At 69.7% G+C, this 25122-nt stretch carries 24 protein-coding genes and 1 pseudogene; 16 read left to right on the top strand and 9 right to left on the bottom strand.

Translation table 11 applies throughout. The features are described from left to right. Positions 1–232: 232 nt before the first annotated feature. On the bottom strand, positions 233–616 hold the full coding sequence (locus tag FZN60_RS18330) for a hypothetical protein (RefSeq protein ID WP_158874956.1): 384 nt from the start codon (positions 614–616) through the stop codon (positions 233–235). A 269-nt stretch (positions 617–885) separates the two neighbouring features. On the opposite strand from FZN60_RS18330, the gene FZN60_RS18335 reads away from it, so the two are divergent. Continuing rightward, positions 886–1710, top strand: a complete 825-nt coding sequence (locus tag FZN60_RS18335; RefSeq protein ID WP_158874957.1) for a hypothetical protein — start codon at positions 886–888, stop codon at positions 1708–1710. Next, positions 1611–2090 carry a GGDEF domain-containing protein gene (locus FZN60_RS18340; RefSeq protein ID WP_246726965.1) on the top strand — a complete coding sequence of 160 codons (480 nt, stop codon included), beginning with the start codon at positions 1611–1613 and terminating at the stop codon, positions 2088–2090. Before FZN60_RS18335 ends, FZN60_RS18340 begins: the two co-directional genes overlap by 100 nt. Positions 2091–2138: 48 nt before the next feature. Here FZN60_RS18340 and FZN60_RS18345 read toward each other — a convergent pair whose 3' ends face one another. Continuing rightward, positions 2139–2786 (bottom strand): CBS domain-containing protein, encoded by a 648-nt coding sequence (locus tag FZN60_RS18345; protein WP_246726950.1) that lies wholly within the window; start codon positions 2784–2786, stop codon positions 2139–2141. 534 nt (positions 2787–3320) lie between these two features. Here FZN60_RS18345 and FZN60_RS18350 point away from each other — a divergent pair. Beyond that, positions 3321–4025, top strand: a complete 705-nt coding sequence (locus tag FZN60_RS18350; protein ID WP_158874960.1) for a sulfite exporter TauE/SafE family protein — start codon at positions 3321–3323, stop codon at positions 4023–4025. Positions 4026–4394: 369 nt separating this feature from the next. On the opposite strand, the gene FZN60_RS18355 is transcribed toward FZN60_RS18350, so the two are convergent. From FZN60_RS18355 to FZN60_RS18375, 6 genes and pseudogenes are all read right to left on the bottom strand, one after another. Next, positions 4395–5462: an RDD family protein gene (locus tag FZN60_RS18355; protein ID WP_246726952.1), complete on the bottom strand. Its 1068-nt coding sequence runs from the start codon at positions 5460–5462 to the stop codon at positions 4395–4397. A 168-nt stretch (positions 5463–5630) separates the two neighbouring features. Then, positions 5631–5774, bottom strand: a pseudogene (locus FZN60_RS29295) (DUF4339 domain-containing protein); the annotation flags it as partial. A gap of 46 nt (positions 5775–5820) precedes the next feature. After that, positions 5821–6150, bottom strand: a complete 330-nt coding sequence (locus FZN60_RS18360) for a hypothetical protein (RefSeq protein ID WP_158874962.1) — start codon at positions 6148–6150, stop codon at positions 5821–5823. 43 nt (positions 6151–6193) lie between these two features. Beyond that, positions 6194–6829, bottom strand: coding sequence for a DUF4339 domain-containing protein (locus FZN60_RS18365; RefSeq protein WP_158874963.1), 636 nt, complete (start codon positions 6827–6829; stop codon positions 6194–6196). Between the two features lie 1104 nt (positions 6830–7933). After that, positions 7934–8260, bottom strand: a complete 327-nt coding sequence (locus FZN60_RS18370) for a hypothetical protein (protein ID WP_158874964.1) — start codon at positions 8258–8260, stop codon at positions 7934–7936. Beyond that, the gene (locus tag FZN60_RS18375; RefSeq protein ID WP_158874965.1) at positions 8257–8490 is read right to left on the bottom strand and encodes a hypothetical protein; all 234 of its coding nucleotides are present in this window, start codon (positions 8488–8490) and stop codon (positions 8257–8259) included. The genes FZN60_RS18370 and FZN60_RS18375 overlap by 4 nt, the downstream gene beginning before the upstream one ends. Positions 8491–9268: 778 nt before the next feature. Between FZN60_RS18375 and FZN60_RS18380 the strand changes: the two genes are divergently transcribed. The 12 genes from FZN60_RS18380 to FZN60_RS18435 all read left to right on the top strand — a co-directional run bounded on the left by FZN60_RS18380 (position 9269) and on the right by FZN60_RS18435 (position 21398). After that, on the top strand, positions 9269–9493 hold the full coding sequence (locus FZN60_RS18380) for a hypothetical protein (protein WP_158874966.1): 225 nt from the start codon (positions 9269–9271) through the stop codon (positions 9491–9493). A 4-nt stretch (positions 9494–9497) separates the two neighbouring features. Continuing rightward, a complete protein-coding gene (locus FZN60_RS18385; RefSeq protein WP_158874967.1) occupies positions 9498–10244 on the top strand; it encodes a Crp/Fnr family transcriptional regulator in 747 nt (248 codons plus the stop codon). A 144-nt stretch (positions 10245–10388) separates the two neighbouring features. Beyond that, a complete protein-coding gene (ccoN, locus tag FZN60_RS18390) occupies positions 10389–12014 on the top strand; it encodes a cytochrome-c oxidase, cbb3-type subunit I (RefSeq protein ID WP_158874968.1) in 1626 nt (541 codons plus the stop codon). Between the two features lie 75 nt (positions 12015–12089). Next, entirely contained in the window at positions 12090–12845 is a 756-nt protein-coding gene (gene ccoO, locus FZN60_RS18395) for a cytochrome-c oxidase, cbb3-type subunit II (protein WP_158874969.1), read from the top strand. A gap of 6 nt (positions 12846–12851) precedes the next feature. Continuing rightward, positions 12852–13025, top strand: a complete 174-nt coding sequence (locus tag FZN60_RS18400; RefSeq protein WP_158874970.1) for a cbb3-type cytochrome c oxidase subunit 3 — start codon at positions 12852–12854, stop codon at positions 13023–13025. Next, a complete protein-coding gene (ccoP, locus tag FZN60_RS18405) occupies positions 13018–13968 on the top strand; it encodes a cytochrome-c oxidase, cbb3-type subunit III (RefSeq protein ID WP_369413049.1) in 951 nt (316 codons plus the stop codon). The genes FZN60_RS18400 and ccoP overlap by 8 nt, the downstream gene beginning before the upstream one ends. A gap of 72 nt (positions 13969–14040) precedes the next feature. Continuing rightward, positions 14041–15609, top strand: a complete 1569-nt coding sequence (gene ccoG, locus FZN60_RS18410; protein WP_158874971.1) for a cytochrome c oxidase accessory protein CcoG — start codon at positions 14041–14043, stop codon at positions 15607–15609. Next, complete coding sequence (locus tag FZN60_RS18415) at positions 15606–16103, top strand: FixH family protein (protein ID WP_158874972.1); 498 nt, start codon at positions 15606–15608, stop codon at positions 16101–16103. The genes ccoG and FZN60_RS18415 overlap by 4 nt, the downstream gene beginning before the upstream one ends. Before the next feature lie 11 nt (positions 16104–16114). Next, positions 16115–18388 carry a heavy metal translocating P-type ATPase gene (locus tag FZN60_RS18420; protein ID WP_158874973.1) on the top strand — a complete coding sequence of 758 codons (2274 nt, stop codon included), beginning with the start codon at positions 16115–16117 and terminating at the stop codon, positions 18386–18388. Further along, a complete protein-coding gene (ccoS, locus tag FZN60_RS18425; RefSeq protein WP_158874974.1) occupies positions 18385–18564 on the top strand; it encodes a cbb3-type cytochrome oxidase assembly protein CcoS in 180 nt (59 codons plus the stop codon). The genes FZN60_RS18420 and ccoS overlap by 4 nt, the downstream gene beginning before the upstream one ends. Then, positions 18557–18979, top strand: a complete 423-nt coding sequence (locus FZN60_RS18430; protein WP_158874975.1) for a hypothetical protein — start codon at positions 18557–18559, stop codon at positions 18977–18979. Before ccoS ends, FZN60_RS18430 begins: the two co-directional genes overlap by 8 nt. Positions 18980–19274: 295 nt before the next feature. Next, positions 19275–21398: a PAS domain-containing sensor histidine kinase gene (locus FZN60_RS18435; protein ID WP_158874976.1), complete on the top strand. Its 2124-nt coding sequence runs from the start codon at positions 19275–19277 to the stop codon at positions 21396–21398. Between the two features lie 37 nt (positions 21399–21435). Here the strand turns inward: FZN60_RS18435 and FZN60_RS18440 are convergent, their stop codons facing one another. Further along, on the bottom strand, positions 21436–21909 hold the full coding sequence (locus tag FZN60_RS18440) for a MarR family winged helix-turn-helix transcriptional regulator (RefSeq protein WP_158874977.1): 474 nt from the start codon (positions 21907–21909) through the stop codon (positions 21436–21438). 702 nt (positions 21910–22611) lie between these two features. On the opposite strand from FZN60_RS18440, the gene FZN60_RS18445 reads away from it, so the two are divergent. Then, positions 22612–25110 carry an EAL domain-containing protein gene (locus FZN60_RS18445; protein WP_158874978.1) on the top strand — a complete coding sequence of 833 codons (2499 nt, stop codon included), beginning with the start codon at positions 22612–22614 and terminating at the stop codon, positions 25108–25110. Positions 25111–25122: the final 12 nt, after the last annotated feature.

Raw genomic sequence — 25122 nt, forward strand, 5'->3', positions numbered from 1 at the left:
TCGCCCGCTCTATGCCGCCGCGAACCGGCGCCCGCCAGATGGTGAAATCACGTACCGAGCCGGATGCGGGGCAGGTGGCGGCATAGGGCGGCCCCTTCGATCGCGCAGGGCACCGCGCCGTCGGGAAAGCGTGCGTCCGACGGAGCGGATCCGAGCCACGGCGCCGCATAAGATCGTTTGCGCCCTCCCGTTCGGCTTCGGGGGATCCCCTTCCTGCGGGACGGCGTGGCGGCTAGGCGATCGGTGTACCTGCCGCGAGCAAGCCGAGCGCCTCCGCCCGATCGTTCGCCCGGCCGCGATCGAGGACAGTGCGCTCGAGCCTGTCGATCGTCTCGAGAAGGCGGACGCGCGCCGGCCGCGCCTCGGCCTCGCTTTCGCCGTGACGGAGCCGGCGCTCGAGGTCCATTGCGGCCGAGCGTACGTCGTCCAATGCCGCCCGGATCGCCGCATCGTCCCCGACGAGGTGGAGGATCCGCGTCTCGAAAGCACCCGCGGTGCCGCGATCGACGTACTCGCCGTCGACCCTCCCCGTGTAACGGCGCGCGTTGTAGCGGGCGGCATCCGCCGCCCCGCCAAGGCGCACCCGCAACTTGGCCCCGGCATCCGCTCCGCCCATGTCGGCTCCTCCCCGTCGGGAACGATGGCGCCGGCACCGCCGGGCCTCACCCGCACCGACCGCGACCGCGCCGCCGAGCCATCTGTCCTCGATCCGGGAGGACGCTCCCAAGGACCGGCGCGCACACCCTCGATCGAACCGCAAGATGGTGGCGGGCTCACCGGGGACCCGCGGCACCGGCTCATTTACCGCACCTTAGACGGAAGGCGTTAGGAACGCGTTCCGACGGATTCCGGACTTGGCGTCGGGAAAGAGGATCACGCAGAACCATGCGGGCGCTCATTCTCATCTGGATGGTGCCCGCAGCCTTCGCGCTTGCCGCGGCGGTGCTTTGGACGCTCCACCGGAAGGGTCTCGCCTCCGCTCACTGGGCGGCCGCGTTCCTGGTGCTCGGCCTCGCCTACGGGACGATGCAACTCACCCCGGCCGCCTGGTCGAGCAGGAAGCCGCTGGTGGAGGACTCGCTGTTCCTGATCGGCGCCGCGTTGATGACGGAGGCCATGGCAAGCCGCGCCTCACGGCCGGCCAATCGCGTCGCGGTCGCGGCCGTGGCCGTGGCCGTGGCCGTGGCCGCGATCACGGGTGCCGCTTATGCATTGGCAATCCTGGGCAGCGTTCCCGTCGAGACGGCCGTCGTGCAAGGTGGATGCGCCCTCATCCTCCTTTGCGGCGTCCTCGCCATGCGGCACCGCCGCCGCCCGGCGGACAGGGTCCTTCTGGTCGCCTTCGGCCTCCTGTCCACGCTTTTGGGCGCCCAAAGCCTGGCATATGCGTTCTCGGCGACGCCGAGGGGCGTGGCGGGAGCGTGGTCGGCGTCGGCATGGGGGTTCACGTTCATGGTGACCGGGGGCTTGATCGCGGTCTTGCTGACCTTCTCGGTCTGCCTCGCACTGGCCTTGGACGTCGTGGACCGCCTGTCCGAGGCCGCGAATACGGATCCCCTGACCGGCGCGCTGAACCGGCGCGGCCTGGGCGAGAGCGCCCCCGCTTGTCGATGGCCTCCCATGGCGGCCCCGGGGCCGTGGCGATCGTCGACATCGACCATTTCAAGAGGATCAACGACACTTGCGGTCACGATGCCGGCGACCGCGTGATCGTCATCCTCGGAGCGCTGCTGAGGGGGACCGTTCCCGCGCGCGGATGCGTCGGGCGGCTGGGGGGCGAGGAGTTCGCCGTGCTCCTCCCGGGCTCGTCGGCGGAGGCTGCTCGCGCCCTGGCGGAAACGGTCCGCCACCGCTTCACCGAGCTGGCGAGCCTCTCGCTCGGATCGGACTTGCGTCCGACGGTCAGCTTCGGGATCACCGAAGTGGCGGCGGGCGAGCCCATCGCAAGCGCTCTCGCCAGGGCCGACACCCTCCTCTACGTCGCCAAGAGGGAAGGCCGCGACAGGATCGTCTGCGATCCGGACGCGCGGGCGGAAGGGTCGGACGTCCCTCCTCGGAGCAGCCGCGGTCAGCCGCTCGCGCCTCCTTGAATTCGCACGTCCGCGACCGACGGGGACCGGCGGCTCCCAAGCGCCCACTCAGTCGGTGGGAACCGAGAGGTCGATGGTAACGCCGCTCACGCCGGGGATGGCCTCCGCGACGGTCCTGACGGCCTCCAGTTCGACGCTCGAGCCCACGCATCCGCGGATCCGGACCTCGCCGCCCTCGACCTCGATCGCGAGGTTCGAGGGATCCACTCCCGCATCGTCGCGCAACCGGGTGACGATCGCGCGTCGCAGGGCCCCGTCGCCTGCCGCCACGGGCTCCGGCTTGGCAATCGCAACAGCCCGGAGGAGATCGGCGCGACTGACGATGCCGACGATCCGCCCGTCCCTTGTCACGGGCACCCGCTTGATGCGGCGACGATGGAGCGTCGCTGCGACCTCCGCCAGCGTGTCATCCGGAGCCACCGTCACCGCCGGCGAACTCATGACGTCGGAAACCTTCCAGCCGTGGCTCCTGACGTAGGCTCTCGCGCGCTCCTCCGGGGATGTCGGGTCGTCCGCGGTCGCCAGGGTCCCGATGCCGAGCTCGACCCGCCTGAGGAGGTCCCCCTCGGTGACGATGCCGACGAGGCTGCCGTCGTCGTCGATGACGGGCAACCCGCTGATCGAGCGATCGAGCATCAGTCGGGCGGCCTGCTTGACGCCGTTCAGGGGAGAGACGGTGATCACCGGGACCGTCATCAGATCCTTCGCCCTCATGAATTTCCATGACCTCCTTGTTCGCGTTGAGCCTCATGCGTCGTACGCGCTCCGCTCTTTCTCGCGGCATGCGCCGGAAGCAGCGGCGCGGGCAAGGCGGTGCGCGGGACGCCCGAGGGCACGAGCCGCGCGCCTCCCTTCGTCTGGCCCGCAAGTCGCGCCGCACGGTCACGCGCTCGACATACCGCACCATAGCGCTTTCGGGTGCCGTTGCCCTTGTCCTGGATCAATGCAGGCATCCCGTGTCCGGGCCACGGTGCCGGCTCGAACCCGACAGCAGACCGGAACGCGGAGCGCCATGACGTCCAAAGCCATACGGAGGGTGAAGCCGGGGAACCGCAACCGCGCTTGTCCGACGACACGCGCGGTCGCCCTTGCCCCCACCCCGACCACCCGGGAGGCGATCTGCGCCGGCGGGAAGCTCGGGAGACCGCACCTCCGCATGTGGGCCTCAACGAGCAGCGGACGGCACGACCTTCCCGTTCGCGCGGGCCGAGCACGGCGGGCGGGAAGGGCATGAACGCCGAACTCGGCTTCCTGGGCGGCCTCTTGACCGGCGCGGCGGGCAGTCCCCACTGCATCGGTCTCTGCGGCGGCATCGCCGCGTCGCTCGCAGTGGCGGGCGGGCGCAAGCTTCCTCCGCGGGTTGCGGCCGGACGGGTGCTGGCGGTCCAGCTCGGCCGCCTCGCCGCCTACGTCGCCCTTGGCAGTGTGGTGGGAGCCGGAGGCGGCGCGATGGGCCTCGTTCTCGGCGGGGCAGGAGCACAGCATGCGTTGCGCGTCCTTGCCGCCGTGAGCCTAGTCCTGATGGGCCTGTCGATGCTCGGAGTCCTTCGTCTCCCCGGTCGCCGGGTTCGGACATCGGCGCAAGGGGCTCGTTCCTGCTGTGCGGCGCGTCCCCGGAACGGGAGCGTGCTCCCGTTCGTGGCGGGTCTTGGCTGGGGGCTTGCGCCGTGCGGGATGGTCTATGCCGCGCTCCTCACCGCAATGCTGTCTGGGTCCTTCGCCGGCGGCGCGATCTTCATGGCGGGCTTCGGCTTGGCGACGATCCCCCCGGTTCTCGTCGCCGGCTTCGGGACCGCGGTGCTTCTCTCGCGCTGGCGCGGCACCGTCCGCAACCTCAAGAACCCGCTCGGATGGTCGGTTGCCATCGTCGGGGTGATCAGCATGGCGGACCCGGCCAAGCAAATCGGTGAGCTGTGCCTGGGAAGCGGAGGCTGATGCGCGATGGTTGCCGGCTGCCATCGCCTATCGCCCGGCAGTGCGCCCGAGTGGTGTGAGGTCGCCAGGACGGCACCAGCCAGACGTTGATTTCGCGATACGGACGGCCGAACGTGCGTACGATCCGCCCCGGCTTTCGGGAAGCGTGAGGCAGTCGACCGCCGCATGTGGCTGCGGCTGTTTCGCCCGTTCCATGCCGCTGCGCCCGGCGGCAGAAAGAGCACCCGAAGTCCCTCGATGGCGCCGAGACGATGAACTCGCGCCTTGCGACCATGGTTCGGCGCGGGGCTTCGACGTCGATATGCGTAGCGATCCGTTGCAAGGTCCGGTGGCCCATGGGGCGGCACAGCGGCACTCGAGGGCAGGTCCTCAGCGGATGGTTGCGAGCACCGCCTTTGCCTCCGGCAGCGCTTGAGGTCGAACGGGGCCTCCCTCGGGGGACGGATTGAGGATGATCAGGCGCCAGAAGAGGTTACCCGATCTCCACAACGTGTAGGTGGCGGGCCAATCGCTCTTTATCGTGAGGGCCTCGCGCTGGACCACGGACCTTCCCCAAAGTATGTCGCTTTGCCAGCGCCCCCTCATCGTGACCTGCGAACTGGCGTTGAGTTCCAACGCGCCCGCATAATCGGTCATGGACATGCCCGATGCGGGCTCGGCGCCGAGATAGAGGAGGACACTCTCGTCCCCCGGCGCGAAGGTGCTGAGGTCAGTCCCGTCCGGCGCCTTCATCTCCTGCGAGATCCATCCCGCCGGCAGGTGGACCGAGTCGCCGGTCACCGGGTTGGTCCAGTTCGTCGGCGGGGCACCCGCGGCGTCGCCATGGTCGGGATGATCGACCACGCGGCTGAAGGCAAGGACGCCGAACACGACCACGATCGACAGGAATGTCGCCGCTGCCTGCCGCAGGGCACCGATCGGGTGCGCGATGACGGTCGCGCTGCCGATGTCGTAGCGCGCCGGCTGGCGATCCTTCACCTCTCGGAAGTTGTTGAGGAGCGGGATCAGCGAGATGACGGGCAGCCCCATCGCCAGGCCGTAGAACCAGACCTTGAACTCGCGGACGGTGTTCCAGGAGAAACCGGGCGGATCGCCGCCATCGGTTCGAACGACCTCGAGGGCGAACATCCTCTTGCCGAGCGAGGTGCCGAAGATGCCGACGATCAGGGCATTCAAGAAGGCGCCCGCCGCGACGGAGGCGATGCCGATGCCTGCCTCCGGAGCCTCCAGAAGGCGGTCTTGGACATCGGGCATGGCGAAGGCAACGAAAGCGCCCGCCACGACGGCGAGATAGGTCAGGTCGAACTGTCGCGCGAGATAGCGAGACCACGGGCCGGCCGGATCGTGGCCCGCCAGGGCCGCAACGGATGCGGGCGCCTCGTCCTCGATCGGGCCGTCGCCCGCCACGGGAACGATGCGCGGCGGCTCCGCCGACAACGGCTCCGGAACTTGGGCGGGTGCCTGAAGGACAGGCGGCATGGCCGAAGGAAGGTACGGCTCGTCATGCGGCGCCTTTGTCGCCCCGCTGTCGGTGACGGAAGCGCGCGAGCGACAGAGCGGGAGCGGAGGCGGCAAGCGTCCCAAAACGGCGGCAAACTGCGCCACCTCCCCCAGCGGCTCCCAGTCGCCCATACCCTCGCGCCAGACCAGCGTGTCACGACCGATTTGCCGGGAGGCGACAAGCTTCTCGAGCTCATCCTGAGCATGGGGCCCGCTCGGTTCCTCATCCTTGGCGTAGTACCATTCCATGCCCGCCCCCCGGCACCGCGGCCGACATGCCCGAAGATCGAGTGCTTCAGATGCCTCTCAGCGGCACGCCGCTCGGAGAGGCCGATCCGTCCTGCTGGATCCAGACCCCAACTTCCCTCAACATGACGATCAGTTCCCCGCCCAAGTGTCGGAGGATCAGCACGCTGAGGATCAGGTTCACTGCCGCGATCATCGCTGGGGTCAGCCAATCGATGAAGCGGAAGCCGGGCGTGCGCATCGCCTCTCGCCCTATCAGGAAGAGCGCTGCCAGCGGCGGGCCGAGGAGGATGGGCACACATGCAAGGACAAGAACGATGCGCTCGAACGGGACCGTGCGCATCGTCCGGCGTGCGGCGGCCTCGACGGCGCCCGACACCGAGGCGCTGCCGTGGAGCCTGGGCGGCGTGGAACGCACCATGTCAGAGCACCACGCCCGCTGCCGCGAGACGCTGCTCGTAGCGGCGGTTCATCTTCTTCGCCGTTCCATAGGCATCGAACCAGGACCATATCATGATGATCCAGCCGAGAAAGAAGAACCATAGGAACACGGTGCCGACGAACATCAGGACACCCTTGCCGACCTGCCCGTTGTAGCACTGGCCGAGCCCCGTGATCAGGAACGACAGAACGAAGGCGAGGCCCGCCGACTTGGCCTTCGCCTCGCCGTCCAGAAGGATCACCTGCGGACGCGGCGCATCGATGTGGTTGGTGACCTGCACCACGGTCGAGCCCCGTTCGGCCGTGACATGCCCGGCCGATTGGGCTGGCTGCACGGTTGGGATCGCGGGCGGGAATATCGTGGAGAGCGCCGCGTCATCGCCGGCCTTGATCCATTCGGAGGTACCCACGCGCACGACGTCGCAGTTGCGATCGAGGCGCCCGTCGAGCATCAGTTCCTTCATCCGGTGCCCCGTATAGGGCCCGTAACTCTGGCCGTTCGAGAGCATGTACCACTCGGCGTCGAGTGGATGCGGCGGCGGACCGCCGATCGGACGCAGGTCCCGCTGGGGCATGGCGGTGACGGTCGTCCCGTTCGGGACGTCATTGTCTGTCATGGAGAACTCCAAGGCGCAGAACTCGCGCCGGGCGGGAATGTGGCCATATTCGCCTTATTTCGGCCATCGTTGTCAATCTGGGGACGCCATCGATCCCGGTCTCGGCTGCCTTATCGTTAAAGCACTGAAACTTGCAGATTTTCGCGTTCGGCAGCATCCGCCTGCCCCGGCCATTCCAAGAGGCTGCGGCGCGATGACGATCCAGACGCGGGTCGGAGAGCTTCGGCACCCAGGGTTTCAGTGCCGGGTGGATGCGCGGATGCCCCGCGTCCCTCATGGAAACTGGCCATGTCCGGCTTCATCGGCATCGGCAGCGGACCTCGCTGGACGTCAGTTTCCTTCGATCACCGAAGCAGTGATCGCCGCCGGGGATGCAAGCCGTTGGCGGCGGTCACGGCGTTCGTGGCCGGATCGACATCGTGGGTCTTTTCCCCGGAGGATCGAACGCGAGGCCTCCACTCCGTGGTACGGTACCGCGCTTCGGCGACGGTCGGCATGCACACTTGTCGGGGAAGTTGAAGTCAGGTGCGTCGACGCGCACCGTCCCCGTCGCGGACGGATGCTCGGCGGCCAGCATAGCGCGCGCGTCATCCTTGGGACGATCGTCGACAGTCTTGCGGGCGCAAGCAAGGAATGGGGAGCCCCCGCAATTGCGTTGGGTGCCGTCACAGGGTTAGGGGACGGTAAGGGCCCGCCGGACGGCGTCAGTCACCCGCCAAGCTGCGGCATCTCGATCCTTGAAGCACGACAACGCGATGATTATCGTTCCGAGCCAGAGTCTTAGCCAGCGTCCCAAACCATCCACACCCCGATGAGCTCCTTCGACCGCGTAAAGAACATGCTCGCCGTTTTCGACGTTTTCGACGCCCTCATGCGGGACCTGATGGCCGAGGTCGAGAACCAGTTGGCGGAGACGGACGGCCAAGCCTCGAAGGGTCCGGAACAGCCCGCGGCCGCCGAGGCGCGGACGGAGCGTCTCCGAGGCGCGTCGAAGAGGCTGCATTAGGAGCGCCACAAGGAAGCTCGGACACCCGGGCAGGCTTCACGCCCGACACCCGGGCGCGATCCCGGCTCCCGCGGCGCCGGACGAGGACCTCCTGCCTTCTACGAATCGGCCGGGACGCGGCTACGGGGCTTGCGGGCCTTCATGTGCCCACGGACGAAGCGTGCCGCTTGGGCATAGGTGCACGTCTGCCGAAGCTCGAAGCCGAGCTCGGCAAGGTACTCCCCCACAGGCTGGCTCAAGAACCGGCCGTCGGTCCGGAGCTTGCCGGTGAGGGCGTAGAGCTTGATGTGCGCTTCGTAACTCATGACCCGATCGCGGAGGCAGAGCTCGACGAGCTCACCGAACCGGAGCCCGTCAGCGCCGAAGGGCTCAAGCGGCGCCCGGACCTTCTGCGTCGCCGCAGAGGGGGCAAGGATCCGGGTCATGCGCGGACGAGCCTCTCGAGTTCCGGAGCCGCCTCGCGACACGACGTCTTGGAGCTGACCGATGTCCGGATCAGCGTCAGGATCCCCTTGCTCCCGGTGCTTTCCCGGGACGGCCGGGGCAGTTCGCCGAATATCCTCCGTTCGGCGTCGGGGAGGTCGCGGCGCCCATCCCCGATGGTCTCCAACCAAGTGAGGAACTTCCGGCCATGCTTGGTCTTGGCTTCGGTCACGAGGGCCTCCCGCCTGGTGGTTGCCTATGGCTTGCTGGGGAAAGGCTTCCTCTCCCTCGAGGGCGATCGACGCACCGCAACCCTCGGATGCAAGACGGAGGGTGCCTCAAGGAGAGCGTCCTTGACAAGGCCCCCTGTATGCCGACCGGCAGGGAGGTGCCTCTTGCATGGGCGACAAGCCCGGCAGGTCGAGGAAGGATGAGTTCGGCACGGTCCACGCCGGCCTCAAGGATCCAGTGGCTCGACCTGCCCCACACGACGGGGTTGTCGGCAAAGGCCCGGCGAGGACCGCGACCACGACGCCGGCCGGGAACGTCCCCGCCCAATCCGATGGCGGGTCCGCTGCCTGTCGGACGCCATGCACTCCCCTTGTGGAGCGGCATCGGGCTTCCGCTCCGATAGGTGGGCCCACCCATAGCGTGGGCCGGGATCGGGCGGAGCAACGCGAAGCGCACATCAACAGCGGCAATCGAGGTCTCCCGGCTTCGGGGCCAGGGGCGGCCCGCTTCGGGTCGTGGTTTCTCCGTTGCGCGGCTCACTCCTTGAGCTTTGGTCTGCCACGTGCCCGGCCGACGTCCCGGCTCGGGCGCGGGACGCGCGTCGAACGCGCTTGTGTCGGCCATCGATCGACATCGGGGTCACGACGGCCGAACCGCGCAGCCACCACCGCGCGGCGCCGGGGACGGATCGGCGGAAGCCTTTGATCCGGATCAAGGCGCTTGGCTCCGCGACCCCCTATGCACCGCACGACAATAGCCAACGATCCCAGGAGCCAAGGTTGTCGACGCAATTCCGCATCTCCCTGCTCATCTACGGGATGGTGAACGCCGTCCTCTTCGGCGCCGGAGCGATCACCGTTCTGTCGATCCCTTCCCTCCAGGAGCAGTGGAAGGTCCTGATCCCGATCGTCGTGGTGGCGAGCTTCGTCCTTGCCGCGCCGATCGCCTGGGCCATCGCGCCCCGCCTTCGCGCCCGCTACTGGCGCGAGAAGGGCCGGCGGTGAGCCCATGCCCCCGAGCGACACCTTCCGCCTGTCCGGGGAGCCGGCGCCGCCGCTTCCCCGCCACTGCACCTCATGCCTTTCCTACGAGCGGGGCGCCTGCGGCGTACTGACCCCGGACCAGCTGCGCCGCCTGGCGGCGACGGCGCTTCGCAGGCGCTTCCCGCCCGGCTCGCAGATCCTCCCGCCGACCCGTGCCGAGGACCTGTGCGCCAGCCTCGTCTCGGGCGTCGCCAAGCTGTCGTGCCACCTCGAGGGCGGACGCCAGCAGATCGTCGCCCTGGCGACCGCGCCGAGCATCGTGGCGGCGCCCTTCGCGGACCGCGACGACACGCGGGCGGTCGCGGCCACGGAGGTGGACGTCTGCCTGCTTCGGCGTTCGACGCTCGAGGACCTCGCGCGAGAGAACCATGCCCTCGAGCACGAACTGCACGAAAGCTCCCTCGCCGACCTGCGCGACGCGCGCGAGCTCCTCGTGACCCTGGGACGCAAGTCGGCCCGGGAGCGGGTCGCCTGGTTCCTCCTTTTCATGCGGCAGCGGCACTGCCGAACGGAAGAACCCGCGCCTGAGGGGAGTGTGATCGAGCTGCCGCTCTCGCGCGGCGACATCGCCGACTTCCTGGGGCTGACCATCGAGACGGTCAGCCGTCAGTTCTCCCAGCTCAAGAACGAGGGCGCCATCACCGTTCCCGACGGGAGGCGCTTCTCAGTCCGAGACCTCCGCCAGTTGGAGGCGGCCGCCGGGCGGGCGTGAGGCCGACGCGCCCGCTCCTGCCGGGAACCCTCCGCCCAACAGAAATCCGGCGGCTTTGATCCCGGTCAATGCTTGCACGCCGGCGCTCGGGTAAGCCCGAGCCCGGGCATCCCAGCCATGCCCCCGAACGAACCAGGACGTGCGATGGAACTCGTGAATCCCTTCGTGCTGCTGCCGATCGCGGCGGCGGCGTTCTTCGCCGCGGGCTACGCGCACGACGCGCAGTTCGCGGCTCACATGGGCCTCATCTCGCTCCTGGCCCTCGGCCTGTCCGTATGGCGGGTGGCCACGATGGATCCCGCCCGCCCTGTCCCGGCGCTGGCCGCCAGCCCGGCGCAGACACGGCCGGGCATGCCGTACTACATGGACGGACCGATCCGTTACGGCACGGTCGCCACCGTGTTCTGGGGCATCGTCGGCTTCCTCGTCGGCGTCCTCATCGCCGCCCAGCTCGCCTGGCCCGACCTCAACCTCGAGCCCTACCTCAACTTCAGCCGGCTCCGGCCGCTGCACACGTCGGGCGTCATCTTCGCCTTCGGCGGCAACGCGCTGATCGCGACGTCCTTCTACATCGTCCAGCGCACCACGGCTGCCCGGCTCTTCGGCGGCAACCTCGCCTGGTTCGTGTTCTGGGGCTACCAGCTCTTCATCGTGCTCGCCGCGACCGGCTACCTGATGGGCGTCACCCAGTCGAAAGAATACGCCGAGCCCGAGTGGTACATCGACATCTGGCTGACGATCGTCTGGGTCGCCTACCTCGTCGTCTTCCTCGGCACGCTCGTCCGCCGGAAGGAACCCCACATCTACGTGGCGAACTGGTTCTTCCTCGCCTTTATCGTCACGATCGCGCTCCTCCACGTCGTCAACAACCTCGCGGTGCCCGTCTCCTTCCTCGGCTCGAAGTCCTATCCCGCCTTCTCCGGCGTCCAGGACGCGCTGGTGCAATGGTGGTACGGGCACAACGCGGTCGGCTTCTTCCTGACCGCCGGCTTCCTGGGCATGATGTACTACTTCATCCCGAAGCAGGTGAACCGCCCGGTCTATTCCTACCGCCTGTCGATCGTGCACTTCTGGTCGCTGATCTTCATGTACATCTGGGCGGGCCCGCACCACCTGCACTACACCGCCCTGCCCGACTGGGCGCAGACGTTGGGCATGGTCTTCTCGGTGATGCTGTGGATGCCCTCCTGGGGCGGCATGATCAACGGCCTGATGACGCTGTCGGGAGCTTGGGACAAGCTGCGCACAGACCCGGTCCTGCGCATGCTGGTGATCGCCGTCGCCTTCTACGGCATGGCCACCTTCGAGGGGCCGATGATGTCGATCAAGGCGGTGAACTCGCTCTCGCACTACACCGACTGGACCATCGGCCACGTCCACTCCGGCGCGCTCGGTTGGAACGGCATGATCACCTTCGGCGCGATCTACTATCTCGTGCCGCGGCTCTGGAACACGAACGGGCTCTACTCGCTGCGCCTCGTCAACTGGCACTTCTGGCTGGCGACGATCGGCATCGTGCTCTACGCCGCCTCGATGTGGGTCGCCGGCATCACGCAGGGGCTGATGTGGCGGGAGTACGACGCCGAGGGCTACCTCGTCTGGTCCTTCGCCGAGACCGTCGCCGCGATGAACCCCTTCTACGTCATCCGGATGCTCGGCGGCCTCCTCTACCTCGTCGGCGGCCTGCTGATGGCCTTCAACGTCTGGCGGACCATCCGCTCGGCCGCTCCCGCCGCCCATCCCGTCGGCGTCGTCCAGCCGGCCGAGTGAACCCTCGGGGCGGGCCCCGCGCCCGTCCCTCCTTCGCCCGATCCCGACCGCCTTCTCCTCCCAAGGGCAGCATCCATGCTCGATCCCCTGTCGAAGTTCATCTTCCGCCACCACCACAAGGTCGAGCGGAACGTCACCGTCCTCCTCGTCCTGTCCTTCCTGGTCGTCACGATTGGCGGCATCGTCGAGATCGTCCCGCTCTTCTACGTCCACAACACGATCGAGAAGGTCGAGGGCGTGCGGCCCTACTCGCCGCTGGAGCTGGCGGGTCGCAACGTCTACGTCCGCGAGGGCTGCTACACCTGCCACTCGCAGCAGATCCGGCCGATGCGCGACGAGGTCGAGCGCTACGGCCACTACTCGCTCGCCGCCGAGTCCATGTACGACCACCCCTTCCAGTGGGGCTCGAAGCGTACCGGGCCGGACCTCGCCCGCGTCGGCAACCGCTATTCCGACGAGTGGCACGTCCGCCATCTGGCCGATCCGCGCTCGGTGGTCCCGGAGTCGATCATGCCGCGTTACGACCATCTGGCCGAGACCGACCTGAGGACCGACGACATCGCCGACCACCTCCAGGTGAACGCGACCCTCGGCGTGCCCTACACCCCCGAGATGGTCGCCGAGGCCCGGGCGGACCTCCTCGCCCAGGGACGCAACGGGACGGACACCGCGGGCCTCGAGACCCGCTACCCCAAGGTCCAGGCCCGGGACTTCGACGGCAACCCGCAGCGCCTGACCGAGATGGACGCCCTCGTCGCCTACCTGCAGGGGCTCGGCACCTCGGTCGACTTCACGCGCTACGAGCCCCTCGCCCACGAAAACCTGCGGTAGGCGGCGATGAACCTCTACGAGACCCTCCGCCACTTCGCCGACAGCTGGGGATTGCTCGCCCTCGCTCTCGTCTTCCTCGCCATCGTCCTGTGGGCCTTCCGGCCCGGTTCCAAGCGCGCCTACCGCGACCAGGCCGACATCCCCTTCAAGTACGACCCGGAGGACAGGAACCGTGAGTAACATCGGCGCCGACGAGGGCTTCCCGCGCGTTCCCGAATCCGAACCCCACCGCGGCGAGATCGATCAGCCCACGGGCACGGCGACGACCGGCCACGAATGGGACGGCATCAAGGAGCTGAACACGCCGATGCCGCGCTGGTGGCTCTGGGTGTTCTACGCCACGCACGTATGGGCCTTGGTCTACATCGTCCTGTTCCCGGCGATCCCTCTCCTGAAGGACTCGACCACCGGCCTTCTCGGCTGGCACTCGCGCTCCGAGGTCGCCGAGGAGATCGACACCGCCGCGGTGGCGCGAGCCGACCAGTTCGAGCGCATCCGCAACCTCCCCATCGAGCAGGTGGCGGACGACGAGACGCTCCGCAATCTCGCGGTGCGCGGCGGCGAGTCGGCCTTCAAGGTCAACTGCGTCCAGTGCCACGGCGCGGACGCGGCCGGGGGCATCGGCTTCGCCAACCTCAACGACGACGACTGGATCTGGGGCGGTTCGCTGGAGGCGATCGAGCAGACCATCGCCCATGGCGTGCGCCATGCGGGCGACGACGAGACGCGCCTGTCGGAGATGCCCGCCTTCGGCCGCGACGGCATGCTCGACCGCGAGCAGATCGCGGCCGTCACCCGCCACGTCCTGTCGCTGTCGGGCGCGGGGCCGGCCGACCCGGCGGGCGCGACGGTCTTCGCCGACAACTGCGCCGCCTGCCACGGGGCGAGCGGCGAGGGCAACCGCGACGTCGGCGCCCCGCGCCTGTCCGACGCCGTCTGGCTCTATTCGAGCGACCCGGCGGCGATCCGCGCGCAGATCCACAATCCCAAGCACGGCGCGATGCCGTCCTGGAGCCAGCGGCTCGATCCCGCCACGGTCAAGCAGCTCGCCATCTATGTCCATTCGCTCGGCGGCGGCGAGGAAGAAGGCTCGCGCGAGGCCAGCGCCGGGGCGATCGATTGACCCGGATCAAGGCGCGGCGAACCCGGCGGACGTAGGGAAGCCCCGAACGAAGTCACGAGGAACGCCGCGCCGATGGCAACCCTGATCGACACCATCCGGAACGACCCCCGGAGCCCGCGCCGGGGCCTCCAGGGCGTCGGCGCCGAACCCGTGCGGAGCGCCGAGCCCGTCAACGACCGCGAGCTGCGCTCGGACTACGAGGCGCGCCGGCACATCTTCCCGTCCCGGGTGCACGGCGCCTTCCGGCGGATCAAATGGACGTTGGTCGCGCTCCTTCTCGGCATCTACTGGGGAACGCCGTGGATCCGCTGGGACCGTGGGCCCGCGGCACCCGACCAGGCCGTCCTCCTCGACCTCGCGCGGCGCCGCTTCTACTTCTTCGGCATCGAGATCTGGCCGCAGGAATTCTACTACGTCGCCGGCCTCCTGATCATGGCGGCCCTCGGCCTGTTCCTCGTCACCTCGGTGGCGGGCCGCGCCTGGTGCGGCTATGCCTGCCCCCAAACCGTCTGGACGGACCTCTTCATCGCCGTCGAGCGGCTCGTGGAGGGCGACCGCAACGCGCGGGCGAAGCTCGACGCCTCGCCCTGGACCCTCACCAAGATCCGCAAGCGCCTGACGCTCTGGAGCCTCTGGCTCGTGATCGCCGCGGCCACGGGCGGCGCATGGGTGTTCTACTTCGCCGACGCGCCCACCCTTCTCGTCGACCTCGTGTCCGGCACTGCGGCGCCGGTCGCATACACGACGGTCGCGCTCCTTGCCGCCACCACCTTCTGGCTTGCCGGCTTCATGCGCGAGCAGGTCTGCACCTACATGTGCCCCTGGCCGCGCATCCAGGGCGCGATGCTCGACGAGCACTCGCTGATCGTCACCTACAACGACTGGCGGGGCGAGCCGCGCTCGCGCCATGCCAAGAAGGCGATCGCGGCGGGCCGGGACGTCGGCGACTGCGTCGACTGCAACGCCTGCGTCGCCGCATGCCCCATGGGCATCGACATCCGCAACGGCCAGCAGCTCGAATGCATCACCTGCGCCCTGTGCATCGACGCCTGCAACCGCATCATGGAGAAGGTCGGCAAGCCGCGGGGCCTCGTGTCCTACTCGACGCTCGCCGATTACGAGCGTCACGCGCAAACCGCCGCGACCCTCGGGCGCGACACGGCCCGTGCCGAGCAGAGGGGGCCCTCGATCTCGAAGGTCCTCCGGCCGCGCACCATCCTCTACTTCGGACTCTGGGCCACCATCGGCGTCGCGATGCTGGTCGCGCTCGCCGCCAGGGGCGAGATCGGCATGACGGTGCTCCATGACCGCGCGCCGCTCTTCACGACCCTGTCGGACGGCAGCGTGCGCAACGGCTACGAGCTGAAGCTCGTCAACAAGGCCGGGGAGCCGCGCAGCCTGGCGCTGGCGATCCAGGGGCTGCCCGACGCGACGATGTGGACGGCGGAGAACGGCGAGCGCACCCGCTCCGCGGTCGTCGACGTGCCGCCCGACTCGGTGCGGGACCTGCGCGTCTTCGTCCTGCGCCCGGCCGCAAACGCCGCCCCCGCCGACTTCGCCTTCGTCCTCACCGACCCGCGCTCGAACGAGACCGTCGTCGAGGATGCACGCTTCGAGGCCAAGGAGGTCACGCGCAAATGAACCCGTCGAAAGCTTCCGGTCCGGCGGCGAGGCGCGGCTTCGTCTTCACCGGCCGGCACATGGTCGGCGTCGTCGCCCTGTTCTTCGGGACGATCATCGGCGTCAACGTGGTCATGGCCTACAAGGCGATCTCGACCTTTCCGGGCCTCAACGCGAAGAACAGCTACGTCGCGAGCCAGACCTACAACCTCCTCCTCGACGAGGCGGCCGAGCAGGAAGCGCGTGGCTGGACCTCGACGGTGACCCTCCGCGGCGGCCGCCTCGAATTCCGGTTGCGCGACGCGGCCGGCCGCCCGGTGCCGGGCCTCGACGTCCGGGCCCTCGCCGGCCGGCCCGCCAGCGCCGCCTCCGACCGGCTCCTGCGCCTGGCGCCGGCGGGCGACGGCTTCGAGGCCGGGGAAGTCCTCGAGCGCGGCCGCTGGCTCGTCGAGATCGAGGCGCGGCAGGGCCCGAGCCTCGCCTGGCGCGAAACGCGCGCGCTCTCCACCGACTGAGGAAAGCCCCGATGTCCGCACTCGTCGACGCGGCCGCGCCGCTCCCCTCGCCCGTTCCGAGCCCGGCGCCCCCGCGCCGGGAGCCGCTCGACCCCGCCTTCCTGCGCCTCGCGCCGGACGGAACCCGCCACGTCGAGTTCATGGTCGAGGACATGCACTGCGCCGGCTGCCTCGCCCGCGTCGAGCGGGCGGCGGCGAGCGTGCCCGGCGTCTCCCACGCGCGCGCGAACCTCACGACCAAGCGGCTCAGCGTCGCGATCGACCCCGCCGGCGCCCCGGAGGCCGTGCTCGACGCGCTGGAGGCGGCCGGCCGCACCGCCCGGCCCTTCGACCCCGCCGCGCTCGCCGCGCAGAACTCGGGCGCGGAGAAGGAGCTGATCCGCTGCATGGCCGTCGCGGGCTTCGCCTCGGCCAACGTCATGCTGCTCTCGGTCTCGGTCTGGTCCGGTGCGGACGGCGCGACGCGCGACCTCTTCCACTGGCTTTCCGCGGCCATCGCCGTCCCGGCGGTCATCTATGCCGGCCGCCCCTTCTTCCGTTCGGCCGGCCGGGCGCTCCGGCACTTCACGACCAACATGGACGTGCCGATCGCGATCGGCGTCGTGGTGGCGACGCTGCTCAGCCTCTACGAGACCGTCACCTCCGGCCCGCACGCCTGGTTCGACGGCTCCGTCTCGCTGCTCTTCTTCCTGCTCGTCGGGCGGGTGCTCGACGAGCGGATGCGCGGCGTCGCCAGGTCGAGCGCGGCGCGGCTCCTGTCGCTCGCACCCGACAACGCCGCCCTCCTCCTCGCCGACGGGCGCATGCAGCGCCTCCCGACCGCCTCGCTGCGGGTCGGGGACCGGGTCCGCATACTGCCCGGCGAGCGCGTGCCGGTCGACGGCACGGTGCTGGCGGGATCGAGCGACGTCGACCGCTCCCTCCTCACGGGCGAGTCCCTGCCCGAGGCGGTTGCGGCCGGCGGTTCCGTCCATGCCGGCTCGATGAACCTGACGGGCCTTCTGGAGGTCCGCGTCGACGCGCCGTCCGGCGAAACGCTGCTCGCCGGCGTCGTGCGCCTCATGGAGGCCGTGGAGCGGCCGAACGGGCGCTTCGTTCGCTTGGCGGACCGCGCCGCCCGGCTCTACGCGCCCGTCGTCCACGCCGCCGCGCTCATCACCCTCCTCGGCTGGCTCGCGCTGGGCTCCGGCATCCACGCCGCGGTGACGGCGGCGGTGGCCGTCCTCATCATCACCTGCCCCTGCGCGCTCGGCCTCGCCGTGCCCGCCGTCCAGGTGACGGCCGCCGGGCGCCTCCTGTCGCGCGGCATCATCCTGAAGGACGGGGCGGGCCTGGAGAAGCTGAGCGAGGTCGACACGGTGGTCTTCGACAAGACGGGCACGCTGACGCGCGGGCGCCCGCGACTGGCGCAGGCGCCGGACACGGCGGACGAGACGGTTTGGCAGGTAGCGGCAGGCCTTGCCGGAGCGAGCCGCCATCCGCTCTCGCTCGCCATCGCCGAGGCGGCGCGGAGCCGGGGCATCGTCCCCATCCCCCTCGACGATCGCGCGGAACTTGCGGGCCATGGCGTTTCGGCGAGCTTGGCGGGCGTTCCCGTGCGCCTCGGCCGCCCGGAATGGGTGAGCGGCGAGGCAGCCGGCCGCTCGGCGGGCACGCAGGTCTGGCTGAGGATCGGCGAGGGTCCGGCTCACCGCTTCGGCTTCGCCGACGAGCTGCGGCCGGACGCCGCCGAGACTGTCCGGGGCCTGCGCGCGCTCGGCCTTGACGCCCATCTCCTCTCGGGCGACGCCCTTCCGGCCGTCGCCGCCGTCGCGGAGGAGGTCCGGATCGGCTCCGCCACGGCCGAATGCCTGCCCGGCGCCAAGGTCGAGGCGCTGCGCGACCTCACGCTCGCGGGACGCCGCGTCCTGATGGTCGGCGACGGCATCAACGACGCGCCGGCGCTCGCCGCCGCGCACGTCTCGATGTCGCCGGCGGGCGCCGCCGACATCGCCCAGGCCGCCGCCGACCTCGTCTTCACGGGCGAGCGGCTGGGCCCGGTCCTCGAGGCGATCGCCGCGGCGCGGGCCACCCGCCGCAAGATCCTCCAGAACTTCGTTCTCGCCATCGGCTACAACGTCGTCGCGGTGCCGATCGCCGTCCTCGGCCTGGCGACGCCGCTCATCGCCGCCGTCTCCATGTCGGCCTCGTCGATCCTGGTGGTGGCGAACTCCCTCGCCCTGTCCTGGCGCGCGCTCCGCCCTGCGGACGGAACGGGGCCGACGTCGCGCGGAGACCGGCCGTGAACGCCCTCCTCTACCTCATCCCCGTGGCGCTCGGATTCGGCCTTGCGGGCCTTGCCGCGTTCCTCTGGACGCTCCGGTCCGGCCAGTACGAGGACCTGGAGGGAGCGGGCGCGCGGATCCTCCTCGACGATGAGCCGGAGGCGGTGACAAGGGAAGGCGACGGGCGCCATGTTTGAGCTGCTCAAGATCGCCCACCTCATCATGATGGCGATGGCTTCCGGCTCGACCCTTTCCTCCTACGTCGTCCTTCGCGCCAGCGTCGGACGGGAGGACGAGGCGGGACTTGCCCTCGCGCGGCGGACGCTCGCCGAACTCACGACGTTCGCGGTGGGGTTCGTCTGGATCAGCGGCGCCGCGCTGTTGTGGAGCCGCGCGCACGCTCCCGAGCCTGCGGTCAGCGCCTGGTTCTACGCCAAGCTGGCCTTCGTCGCGCTCTTCACCCTGGCCCACGCCGCCCAACGCTTGTCGGGACGGCGCCTGCGAGGCGGACCCGATCGCGTTCCCGCGCGGCGGGGGACGGAGCGCTGGGCGTCGGTGGCCTGGCTGATGTCGCTGCTGGCGATCTGCCTGGCGGTCGTCTCCTTCGAATGATGCATGCTGCCGGCCGGCCGGACCAAGTTCCGGGACATCCGCGGCCGAGCGGATCCGCGCACGACGGGCTCCGCGCACTGATTGTTGCGTGGGAGTCGCTCGGCATGATCGGCAAGCCCATCATGGAGGCGGAGAGCCTCCGGGCGCCCCAAGTTGCCACGGTGCGGAAGAGTTAGCCGTGCACGACCTGAAGCGCTTGCATCCAAATGATTTTTGGCCTTTGGCTGGCCTTGTCTGATCGAGGCGGCGGGGACAATCTGTGCGGCTGAAGAGTGTCGGTGATGCGCGTTATCGCATGATCGTGGAGAGCGCCACGACCTTCGCTTTCGTCGTGACGGATCTCGAAGGGAACATCTCCGAATGGAGCCCGGGCGCCGAGGCGATCCTCGGGTGGAACGCGGAGGAGGTGCTCGGCCAAGCCGTGGATCTCATCTTCACGCCGGAGGATGTGGCTGCCGGCGTTCCCCTGATCGAGATGGACAAGGCCCTTCGGGAGGGACGGGCGGCGGACGAGCGCTGGCACCTCAGGAAGGACGGCTCGCGGTTCTGGGCGTCCGGCGAGATCATGCCCCTCAAGGACGACGCGTCCGTGCCGGTCGGCTTCGTGAAGATCCTGCGCGATCGCACCTCAGAGCACTTGGCCGGCGAGCGCCTGCGCCTTGCGGAGGCTCGTCTTCGCCAAGCCCAGGAAGCGGCTGGCGTCGGCGTCTTCACCATCGACGTCGTCGACGACGTGATCACCGCGTCGCCCGAGTTCTCGCGCCTCTACGGACTGGAGCACCGGGAGCGCCGCCCGGCCGCTGACTTCGAGCGCCTCGTCCTGGCCGAGGATCAGGGCCTCGTCTCGCATGGCTCGACCCGCCGCTCGGCCCTGGCTCCGACGGACGTGGAGTACCGCGTTCGCAATCCGCGGACGGGCGAGCTGCGCTGGATCGCGCGCAAGGGCGAGTTCGAGCGCGACGTCGACGGGCGACCGATCCGCTTCGTCGGCGTGTCCCGCGACATCACCGACCAGGTGCTGGCCCGCCGGGAACTCGAGGACGAGCGCGAACTCCTGGCAGCCATGTTCGAGCAGGCGCCGACCTTCATGGCGCTCCTGGGCGGCCCCGGGCACCGCTTCGAGAAGGTGAACCCCGGCTATACCAAGCTTGTCGGTGGCCGCGACGTCGTCGGGAAGACCGTCGCCGAGGCGCTTCCCGAGGTGGTGGGCCAAGGCTTCGTGGACATCCTCGATGAGGTCTATCGCAGCGGCACCGCGCATCAGGCGCTCGGCCAGCCGGTCGAACTGCGGACGGGTGCGGACGGACATGTCGAGGAGCGGCACCTCGACTTCGTGTACCAGCCGATTCGCAGCTCCGCCGGCGACGTGACGGGCATCTTCGTCGAGGGTGCCGACGTAACCGGGCGCGTCGAGGCGGAGGCTCGGCTTGCTGCTGCCGAGCGGCGCTATCGCACGCTGTTCAACTCCATCGACGAGGGCTTCTGCGTCGTCGAGATGATCTTCGACGGCGGGCGGGCGGTGGACTACCGCTTCGTCGAGCACAACGCGGCCTTCGAGCGGCATACCGGGCTCGCCGGAGCCGAGGGTCGGACGGCACGGGAGATGGTGCCGGACCTCGAGGAGTTCTGGTACGAAACCTACGGGCGGGTGGCGGCGACGGGCGAGGCCGTCCGCTTCCGCCACCGGGCCGAGCCGATGGATGGCCGCTGGTTCGAGGTCTACGCCTTTCGGCTCGACGATCCCGCGCCCAACCAGGTCGGGATCCTGTTCTGCGACGTCACGGACCGGGTGGCCGCCGAGAGCCAGCGCCAGCTCCTCAACCGCGAGCTCTCGCACCGCCTGAAGAACACGCTCGCGACCGTTCAGTCAATCGCGACGCAGACGCTGCGCTCGGCGCCGGACATGGCAAGCGCCCGGACCGCGCTGACGGCGCGCATCCAGGCCCTGGCGAACGCCCACGACCTCCTGCTCCGCGGATCTCGGGATGCCGGTTCGGTCGAGGAGATCGTGCGCGGCGCCGTCTCCGTCCTGGACGGCGAGGGTCGGATCACGTTGTCCGGGCCGGAGGTGACGATCGGGCCGACGGCGGCGCTGGCCCTCTCGCTCACCTGCCACGAGCTGGCGACGAACGCGGGCAAGTACGGTGCCCTGTCCGCTCCCGGGGGATCGGTGTCGATCAGCTGGAGGGTCGACGCGCACGGCGCGGCCCCACCGCTGTTCGTGTTCGAGTGGTCGGAGCGCGGCGGGCCGCCGGTGACCCCGCCGGAACGCAAGGGTTTCGGCACGCGGCTGATCGAGATCGGGCTCGCGGGTTCCACGGGCCGGCCTGTCGAGATCTCGTATGCGCCCGAAGGGGTTTCCTGCCGGATCGTCGCGCCGCTGGACAGGCTCACCGCCGAGAACGCCGGCGAGGCTTGAGACCGGCGAAAGGGAGCCGACGCGCCGCCCCGACGGCTCAGCGGTTCGACCGAGGGTTTCGGTCCTCGTCCTGAGGATCCATGAAGCCGGCGCGCACCATCAGAAGCATCCGCGTCAGCTCGTTCCTTTCCGCCTCGTCGAGGCGCCGTACGGAGAGTTGGTGCACTCGCAGCGCGACCGGCGCGATCCTCCGGAAGACGCGGTCCGAGGCGGCGGTCACCTCCAGGCGACGCGCCCGACGGTCCTCCGGATCGATCGTGCGCTCCACGGGGCCACGCGCCTCCAACTGCGTGACGAAGTCCGATGCGGTCATCGGCTGTACGCCCATCCGGCCGGCCAACCCGCGCATGGTGAGGCGCGGAATCCCCGCGATCTGGACCAGGGTCCGCAACTCGCCGGCCTTCAACGCCACGTTCTCGGCTTCGAGCCCTCGCTCGAGGGACGGCCAACAGAAACGCGCCACACCACTCAAAACAAAGCCCAGGCCGCTTGCGGACAGAATGCCGTCCACTCGACAATCTCTACAATTTACTGGCTAACCGAAACTTCACTATACTAATCAGCTTGCGAATGGCGCAAAAGGCGAAACCGCCATTGGTCGCAAAAAACTTTGTCTCTTGGTTTACGCGCCGGCTCCGCCGAGGTCTTTCACTCACCCGAACGCCGTCGCGCCTCAACCGCCCGTCCCGCTTGCCGCCACCGGACGTGCCGAGTGCCGGTCCTGCCGGGGCCTTGTTCGTCCGGGTGGCGCGAGGCACGCGCATCGCGATGGATGGCTCACGGCAGCTCATGCGTTGCGCGGCCATACCGATGGTCCTGGTCCCCGCTACAGCCGCCGCTCCGGTCGTCCACCCTGCCGTCGATACAACCGATGCGGGCGGCGGGCGTTTCCCCAAAGGTCGGGATGGTACGATCACCGCGCCGCCCGGGAGGAGGAGGCCGCCGGCAGCCGGGACCGCACGCGTGAGACGTCTCCGCCTTGTCTCAAGGTTCGCGCGTCGCGCCGTGCCGATGCTGTTCGTTGCCGTCATGGACGTGCTCGGCTGATGCGCTGCCGCCGCTTCATCGATCCTTATCGATCTGACCCTACAGTCGTGCCGAAGTCACAGAAGGCATCGGTTGTCACGAAGACAAACACGGAGGAGGCTCGATGCCGTCCCGTGCGTGACGTACGGACCTTCGATGAGCCCGGCGTCCGGCGGAGGCGGCAAGAATGATCAGCCACGCTGACCGCACCTCCCATGGCCAAACACGCTTCGCGGTCGCGCTCGACTGCGCCGAGTTGGGGGTGTGGGACGCCGACCTCGTCAACAACGCCTGCTACTACTCGCCGAGCTGGAAGCGCATGCTCGGCTACGGCGACGACGAGCTGCGCGACCATCCGGACCTTTGGCTCGACTTCATCCATCCCGACGACCGGGAGCGGGCGCTCGCCAGCGGCGACAGCCATCTCGAAGGCGAGGCGGAAAGCGTCGAATGCGAGTTCCGCCTTCGCCACCGGAGCGGGCGGTGGATCTGGGTCCTCGACCGCGGCAAGGTCGTCGAGCGCAACGCGGCGGGGCGGCCGACGCGCATGATTGGCGTCCAGACCGACATCACGGCGCAGAAGGAAGCCGCCGCCCGGCTGGCGCTCCTCAACCAGCGCATCGAGCTCGCCCTCGACGCCAGCGGCATCGGCCTTTGGAGCTACGAGACCGAGACCGGCCGGACCTCGTGGGACGCCCGGATGCGCGAGATCTACGGGCTCGGGCCGGGACCTGAGGAGGTTCCGCAAGGCACCTGGCACGCCCGCCTGCACCCGGACGACGCCGCCGCCGCCGAAGCGGCGGCGAGCGCCCTTCTCGCCGAGGGCACGCCGGTGCGCATGACCTACCGCATCCTGCGGCCGGACGGGGCGGTGCGGCACATCTTCGCCCTGTCGCGGCTCGTGCACCCGCCCCACCAGCCGCCGCTCGTCGTCGGCAGCATCTGGGACGTGTCCGAGCAGGTCGAGGTGTCGGACAAGCTCGCGGCGGAGAAGGAGCGGCTGCGCGTCATCCTGCGCTCGATCGGCGACGCGGTGATCGCCACCGATGCCGAGGACGCGATCACCTTCGCCAATCCGGCGGCCGAGCGGCTGCTCCTGGCCGAGCAGGCCGACCTCCTCGGCCGCAGGACGGCGGACGTCCTGCCGCTGCGGCAGGAGCGGACGGGCGTCCTGCTGCCCCCGTCGGCCCCCCTCGCCTGCGCCGAGCGGCGCACGACGGAGCGGGATGAGCCGGCCCTCTTCGAGCGCCGCGACGGCGAGCGGCGCGTCATGCGCGACACGGCCTCGCCGCTCTACGACGCGGCCGGCGCGGTGGTGGGAACGGTTCTGATCGTCCAGGACGTCACGCGCGAGCAGGCGCGCCAGCGCGAGCTGGCCCACCTGGCACGCCATGACGGGCTCACCGACCTTCTCAACCGCTCCTCCTTCGACAAGGCTCTCGCCCGCGCGGTCGAGGATCCGGCGAAGCGCGCGGGCCTCGCCCTCCTTTACGTCGACCTCGACCGCTTCAAGATGGTCAACGACACGGCCGGCCATGCCGCCGGCGACGCCCTCCTGAAGCTCGTGGCCAAGGCCATGGCGGCCGTGCTGCCGGCCGGCGCGAAGATCGCGCGGCTGGGCGGCGACGAGTTCGCCGTTCTGATGGAGGCGTCCGGGCCCGATGCGGCCTATCGCGCCGGCGGCGACGTCGTGAAGGCCGTCGGCTCGCAGCAGCTGTCCTGGGGCGGCCGGGTCCACGGCGTGGGCGCGAGCGTCGGCATCGTCCTGCTCGCGGACGCCGGCCCCGACCCGCTGACCGCGCTCTCCCTGGCCGACGCGGCCTGCTACGCCTCGAAGTCGCGCGGCCGCAACAAGGTCTCGCTCCACGATCCGGCAGGCGGCGCGGCCGCCGGCGGCTTCGCCGAGGTGCGGGCCGCCTCCGAGCTTCTGCAGGCCCTCAAGGAGAACCGGCTCCGGCTCTTCGGGCAGGAGATCCGCGACCTGTCCGATCCCGCGCGGCGCTCGCGCCGCATCGAGGTCCTGGCGCGGCTCGCCGGGGTCGACGGATCGCTGATCATGCCGGGAACCTTCATCCCGGCCGCCGAGCGCTTCGACCTCATGGGCGTCCTCGACCGCCGCGTCATCCGCCAGTCGCTCGATATCCTCGCCGGCCTCCGGCCGGCGTCCGAGGCGCCGGTGCTCTCGATCAACCTGTCTGCCATGTCGCTGAGCGACCCGGAGCTCTGGTCCTTCGTGGAGGCGCAGCTGGGCGAAACCGGCCAGCCGGCCGAACGGCTCTGCTTCGAGATCACCGAAACGGCGGCGGTCAACAACTTCGCCGCCGCCGAGCGCTTCGTGCGCGATGCGCGCCGGGCGGGCTGCCGGGTCAGCCTGGACGACTTCGGCGCCGGCCTGTCCTCCTTCGGCTATCTGCGCCGCTTTCCGGTGGACGGCATCAAGATCGACGGCGCCTTCGTTCAGGACGTCGCGAGGAACGGGCTCGACCAGGCGATCTGCGCGGCGGTCGGCACGATCGCGCGCGAGCTCGGCGTCGAGGTCGTGGCGGAGCGCGTACCGGATGCGGAAGGGGTCGAGCTCCTGCGCGCACGCGGGATCGGCTTCGGACAGAGGCTTTACCTGCACCGGCCGGAGCCCCTCGCCTGGCTCCTGGACAGGGTTGGCGCCGCGGCCAGGCGCCTTGGGTGAGGACGCCTCTGC

The organism is Antarcticirhabdus aurantiaca, assembly GCF_009765365.1.
GTDB lineage: Bacteria > Pseudomonadota > Alphaproteobacteria > Rhizobiales > Rhizobiaceae > Antarcticirhabdus > Antarcticirhabdus aurantiaca.